The organism is Moorena sp. SIO3B2 (genome assembly GCF_010692525.1).
Lineage (GTDB): Bacteria > Cyanobacteriota > Cyanobacteriia > Cyanobacteriales > Coleofasciculaceae > Moorena > Moorena producens.
Genome location: NZ_JAAHHE010000333.1, coordinates 1 through 6,535, shown reverse-complemented (window position 1 = coordinate 6,535; position 6,535 = coordinate 1). Strand labels below are relative to the sequence as shown.

General features: G+C 41.5%; 5 protein-coding genes and 1 pseudogene. All 6 read left to right on the top strand.

Annotation, left to right across the window (positions count from 1 at the left end):
* Positions 1–212 precede the first annotated feature (212 nt).
* Positions 213–1,301, top strand: coding sequence for a translocation/assembly module TamB domain-containing protein (locus F6K38_RS32805; protein ID WP_287359273.1), 1,089 nt, complete (start codon positions 213–215; stop codon positions 1,299–1,301).
* Positions 1,302–1,353: 52 nt separating this feature from the next.
* Positions 1,354–1,887 (top strand): hypothetical protein, encoded by a 534-nt coding sequence (locus F6K38_RS32800; RefSeq protein WP_287359271.1) that lies wholly within the window; start codon positions 1,354–1,356, stop codon positions 1,885–1,887.
* Between the two features lie 62 nt (positions 1,888–1,949).
* The gene (locus tag F6K38_RS32795; protein ID WP_287359269.1) at positions 1,950–3,740 is read left to right on the top strand and encodes a tail fiber domain-containing protein; all 1,791 of its coding nucleotides are present in this window, start codon (positions 1,950–1,952) and stop codon (positions 3,738–3,740) included.
* A 259-nt stretch (positions 3,741–3,999) separates the two neighbouring features.
* Positions 4,000–5,367, top strand: coding sequence for a translocation/assembly module TamB domain-containing protein (locus F6K38_RS32790; RefSeq protein ID WP_287359266.1), 1,368 nt, complete (start codon positions 4,000–4,002; stop codon positions 5,365–5,367).
* A gap of 39 nt (positions 5,368–5,406) precedes the next feature.
* Positions 5,407–5,979: an Ig-like domain-containing protein gene (locus F6K38_RS32785; RefSeq protein ID WP_287359264.1), complete on the top strand. Its 573-nt coding sequence runs from the start codon at positions 5,407–5,409 to the stop codon at positions 5,977–5,979.
* 283 nt (positions 5,980–6,262) lie between these two features.
* Positions 6,263–6,535, top strand: a pseudogene (locus F6K38_RS32780) (hypothetical protein); the annotation flags it as partial.

The following is a 6,535-nucleotide window of genomic DNA, read 5'->3' as shown; positions in this document are numbered from 1 at the left end:
CATTATATCATTGTATTCTAAAATGTAGCAGAATTCCTACTAAGCATAAGCTCATTTTAGTATATAATTTTGTAATGTGCTAGCTGTTCAATATTTGTGCAATTTATGTACACCAGATTTTGCCAATAGCAGAGGATGGCATATTCAATGGCTGGCAATTGGTAATTAGAAATTAACAATTAACAATTTTTTCTCAAGAGAGGTAAACAAAAATGAGTAGATGGCCAGATCCAGAACTTACAGTTAGTGCTAGAGTTGGCATTGGCACAGATACTCCCTCCCAGGAGTTAGAGGTAATTGGTGATATTTCTGCTAGAAACTTAAACCTGAATGGCTCCCTCACTATTGATGAAAACCTGACTGTCGGTGGTAATTTCCAACTAGGAACATTATCGATAAACACATTTTCCAGTGATGGAAACCTAGCAGATAACAGTAATTTAGCTGTTCCCACTGAACAAGCGGTTAAAACCTATGTGGATAATCAAATTACCCAGGTTAATAATGCCGTTGATACCAAAGCTGCTCTCAACGGTGCTGCTGACCAAGATTTTGCCACTAATAACCTCACAGTAGGGGGTAATCTACAGGTATCTGGGGATTTGGAAGTACAAGGAAACGTAATTGCCCGTGATACTGAGCATATTGCTGGAAATGTCTCCTTAGGGGATGAAGATAGTGATGAAGTGAAAATTACAGGTGTAATTCGCTCAGGGCATTCATCTGGGGCACTTAGGATAGATGATGCTTTGCATACCACGGGTTCGGTGAGTGTGGATGGGAGTCTAAGTGTTAGGGATGCGATCGCTACTGCTCAATTAAGTGTGACAGATCGGGTAACAGGTTCCCTAACCATAGATAATAATTTAACTGTTGAAGGCACAGTTAAAGCTACAGAATTTGTAGGAGATGGTTCAAAATTGACAAATCTAAATCGTTGGTCACTAGCCTATGCCCATGATGCCAATGGCAACCGAACGGCAGGCAATATTAATGACTTAATTAATGCGGTACAAAATGGCTATCAAGTCAGGGTATTAATGGATAGTGGTGACGTTCAATACATCACCTATGCAGAAAATATCTGGGTTAAAAAAAATGGCATTGTTTATGTTCAAAACACTTCCCATGTGAGCGCAACTTCAGATGGAGATGTAGTGAAATTTCAAGACGATTCTTACTGGTGGATGATTATTGTTAGCACCAAAGGCGATAGGGATATGATTCGTTGGAATGTAGGAGAACATACTCCCCGTGGTCATAACAATGACACAATAGCGATGAAGTGGTTCGTTGACTGAAAACAACTATTAGGAACTCGTTGCCCTACACATTCATCAAAAAAACGTAGATTTGAAAATATCAGCAAGTAATAAAGGAGCAAATAATATGAGCCAATATACTTGGCCGGAAAATATAGATCTTACTGTTAAAAATAAAGTTGGCATTGGTACAGATACTCCCGAAAATGAGTTAGAAGTAATTGGTGATATTTCTGCCACAAACTTAACTGTGAGTAGTGAGTTACATGTGCTCGGCAAACTACTTGGCGCGGCCCAAGACACCTCAGGAACAGCCTTAAGAATCTGTTGTGGAAAAACTCCCGAAGGCTCAACTAATTGGCAAGTTTATAATTCCACTCCTAAAGGCCTTTATGTAGATGTAGATACCTCAGCATGTGGTTTTAAATCGACACCAATTTACATAGCAAATTTACATGGAGACAGTGCTAACTTTAAAACTACAGGTGGAAGTTCTCCATACAACCGTACAGCTAAAGGTTTCAGAATTTACGTCATTAGAACAGATAGCTTAGACCTAACACCAGATTTTGCCAATCACAATGATCAAAAATGGCATATTCAATGGATAGCAATTGGTAATTAGTACCGCTACCGGTAATTAGAAATTAACAATTAACAATTTTTTATCAAGGGAGGTAAACAAAAATGAGTAGATGGCCAGATCCAGAACTTACAGTTAGTGATAGAGTTGGCATTGGTACAGACACTCCCTCACAGGAGTTAGAGGTAATTGGTGATATTTCTGCTAGAAACTTAAACCTGAATGGCTCCCTCACCATTGATGAAAACCTGACTGTCGGTGGTAATTTCCAACTCGGAACATTATCCATAAACGCATTTTCCAGTGATGGAAACCTAGCAGATAACAGTAATTTAGCTGTTCCTACCGAACAAGCCGTTAAAACCTATGTGGATAATGAAATTAGCACTAGAGCGGCTCTAAATGGTGCTGCTAGCCAAGATTTCGCCACTAATAACTTGTCAGTAAGCGGTAATCTACGGGTATCCGGGAATTTGGAAGTACAAGGAGATGTGATTGCCCGTGATACCGAGCATATTGCTGGAAATGTCTCCTTGGGGGACCAAGACAGTGATGAAGTGAAAATTACCGGTGTAATTCGCTCAGGGCATTCATCTGGGGCGCTTAGGATAGATGATGCTTTACATACCACGGGGGCGCTGAGGGTGGATGGGAGTCTCAGTGTTAGGGATGCGATCGCTACTGCTCAATTAAGTGTGACCGATCGGGTGAGTGGTTCCCTAACCATAGAGAATAATTTAACTGTGGGTGGTTTGCTTGCTACCACTTTAGAAGTATCTGGTGCTTTAAAATTAGCGACTACAGGAACTCAGATTTTTCATAGTACCAATGAATCTGGTACACCTAGTGGAGATGGTTTTCGACTCAGGTACGACAACACTTTCTTTGGGACTAATCTAGATGCTTTAGTGATTGAAAAAACTGATGGTAATCATATTAACCCTGATGGAGGTATTGCTTTCGTTAATACGGGTAACGATGGCATTGAAGAAACTGCCCTTGTTATTAGAGGAAATAGCAATGTAGGTATCGGAACCACGAATCCATCTCAGAAATTAGACGTGAGTGGCAGCGTCAATATTAACGGAGATTTGAACGTAACTGGAAGTATTGCAGGTTTAGAAGTATCTGGTGCTTTAAAATTAGCGACTACAGGAACTCAGATTTTTCATAGTACCAATGAATCCGGTACACCTAGTGGAGATGGTTTTCGACTCAGGTACGACAACACTTTCTTTGGGACTAATCTAGATGCTTTAGTGATTGAAAAAACTGATGGTAATAACCCTAACCCTGATGGAGGCATTGCTTTTGTGAATACAGGTAACGATGGCGTTGTAGAAACTGCCCTTGTTATTAGAGGAAATGGCAATGTTGGTATCGGCACAACCTCTCCAGGGGCGAAGCTGGATGTCAACGGCACAACCAAAACCCAAAAGCTTAGGTTGGCTGATAAGTGGCTTTTATCTGGTGTTGGCGATGTGCATCATAATGATGATTGGTTGAGGCTGTTTGATCACAATGGTTCGGGCTATTTTGGAGGATTTGCAGCAGGAAGATTGTGGTCATCCAGCGGCACTCTCTCGGGTTCTGATCTGCGTCTGAAGAAGGATATTGCCAATCTGGAGCAGTCTCTGGAAAAACTCATAAAGCTGCGTGGAGTTCACTATCGCTGGAAAGATTCTAGTAGAGACCAATCTCTTCAAATTGGACTGATTGCTCAGGAAGTAGAAACCGTCTTTCCAGAGTTGGTCGAAGTTGGACCTGATGGCATGAAATCCCTTAACTATGAGGGGCTGATCTCTCCTCTGATAGAAGCTATCAAGGAGCAGCAAGTTCAGATCACACAGCTACGTACTGAGCTGCAAGTGCTGAAGAGTTTATCAAAGGTGTAAAATCCGTGAAGTAACCTATAGCAATCCGATCTGATTCGTGAAAGAAATGGGCTGCTTTAAGGCAGAAGGCAGAAGGCAGAAGGCAGAAGTAAAGGAGTAAGGTGTCAAGGGTAATGGTTTTTGATAACTAATTATCCGGACATGATATCAAATCCGACTTTTAATCCGGTCAAAAAATGTTTGCTGATAGTGAGGCTCAAACTCTTGAACAAGATGCCGGAAGCCCCTTTAAAAATTGAGTAAACGGAGGGAAATAAAAATGGAGTTTAATTGGCCAAATCCAGAACTTACAGTTAGTGATAGAGTTGGTATCGGTACAGACACTCCCTCACAGGAGTTAGACGTAAGGGGAAATATTTCCGCTACAAACTTAACCCTGAGTGGTACTGCTACTGCCGCCCAATTTGTTGGGGACGGTTCCAGTTTAACCGGCTTAGTTACCACTACCGGAAACTCAACCATCAATGGCTCCCTCACTATTGATGAAAACCTGACTGTCGGTGGTAATTTCCAACTAGGAACATTATCCATCAACGCATTTTCTAGTGATGGAAACCTAGCAGATAACAGCAATTTAGCTGTCCCCACCGAGCAAGCCGTTAAAACCTATGTGGATAATCAAATTACCCAGGTTAATAATACCTTAGATACCAAAGCGGCTCTTAATGGTGCTGTTAACCAAGATTTTGCCACTAATAACCTCACAGTAGGGGGTAATCTACAGGTATCGGGGAATTTGGAAGTACAAGGAAACGTAATTGCCCGTGATACCGAGCATATTGAGGGTAATGTCTCCTTGGGGGACCAAGACAGTGATGAAGTGAAAATTACGGGTGTAATTCGCTCGGGACACTCCTCTGGGGCACTTAGGATAGATGATGCTTTGCATAGCACGGGTTCGGTGAGTGTGGGTGGGAGTTTAAGTGTTAGGGATGCGATCGCTACTGCTCAATTACGTGTGACCGATCGGGTCACAGGTTCCCTCACCGTAGAGAATAATTTAACTGTGAGTGGTTTGCTTGCTACCACTTTAGAAGTATCTGGTGCTTTAAAATTAGCGACTACAGGAACTCAGATTTTTCATAGTACCAATGAATCTGGTACACCTAGTGGAGATGGTTTTCGACTCAGGTACGACAACAATTTCTTTGGGACTAATCTAGATGCTTTAGTGATTGAAAAAACCGATGGTAATGCCCCTAACCCTGATGGAGGCATTGGTTTCGTTAATACAGGTAACGATGGCGTTGTAGAAACTGCCCTTGTTATTAGAGGAAATAGCAATGTAGGTATCGGAACCACGAATCCATCTCAAAAATTAGACGTGCGTGGCAGTGTCAATATTAACGGAGATTTGAACGTAACTGGAAATATTGCAGGTAGACTAGCTGCCCTAGGTATTGCCACTGCTTCATCATTAACCCATGGTCAAAGTATACCCGTTCCCCAGGGATTTACTAGAGATGAATGCCTCTTTTTTGCAACCATCAAATATCTCAACTTCAGAGCTGGCGAGGACATTCTTGTTAATTGTTCCGCAGATGCCAATGGAACGATTACTGCAACTCCTGAGGGTAAAGTAGCCGCTAAAGGTTATGCGATCGCTCAAAAAGGTGGATGGCAGTGAGGACTTACTAATAAAAGGATTTCTTTAAGGAGACTGACTATGATTATTATTTTTGATAAAAAGACAAAAAAGCTGGTTAGCTTTGCAGGTCGAATTTTGGATTCTGGAAAATGGCGAGAACCAACTTTAGAAGAACTCTATCCCAACAAGAATCCTGAAGACTTTTCCGCCTGGGGCTTTGTTTGTATAAAAGACTCCCCTAAATATGCCTTAAGCCCCGATCTAGACCGATGGCAACTAAAACTTGATGAAAATGGAGTACCCATAGGAGTTGAAAGAAAACTAAATCCTCTTAAAATCCATCTGATAACAACTGCTATCGATACAGATGGTGACGCTATTCCTGAATTAATTGCTGATGGTAAAGATAAAGCTATTATCACAATCGAAGTAAGAAATTTACGAAATAATCAAATCGTAAAAAAAGATTTCAAGGTAGCTCTTAAAACAACTGGAGGTACCCTTTCAGCAAGAAGAGTAACCGCTAAAGAGGGACAAGCGACAGTAGAACTTACCTCTTCTGTTGAAACTGTATCAGTGACCGTGAGTGCCGTAGCCGAAGGCGTTAAAGGTGACTCGATTTCATTGGAATTTATGCCACCAGAATCATGAATTGTGAGCAGCAAATTGATAGACTTCGCGGCAGTTGTCGGGAACAGGTAACAGGGAACAGGGAACAGTGGACAAGAATTGACCCAAACACTATCACAAAAATACTTTTGCAAGAGGTCTAATGAAAAGGAAAAGGCGAAAGCTATAGGGAATCAATAACCAACCCAAAAAGCAACTAATAAAAAATCTCTACTGAAATCATCAGAGATTTTACTCACCAAAATTTATAAGCACAAATCAAGCACGATTCGCAGTGACATTTTGGCAACGGAGGTAAATAAAAATGGCTTTTAATTGGACACTTCCAACACTCACAGTCAACGGTGAAGTTGGCATTGGTACAGACACTCCCGCAGAGGAGTTGGACGTAATTGGCAATATTTCTGCTACTGGCAATATTTCTGCTACAAACTTAACCCTGAGTGATACTGCTACTGCCGCCCAATTTGTTGGGGATGGTTCTCGTTTAACCGGCTTAGTCACCACTACCGGAAACTCAACTATTGACGGCTCCCTCACTATTAATGACAACCTTAGTGTCGGTGGTAATTTCCAA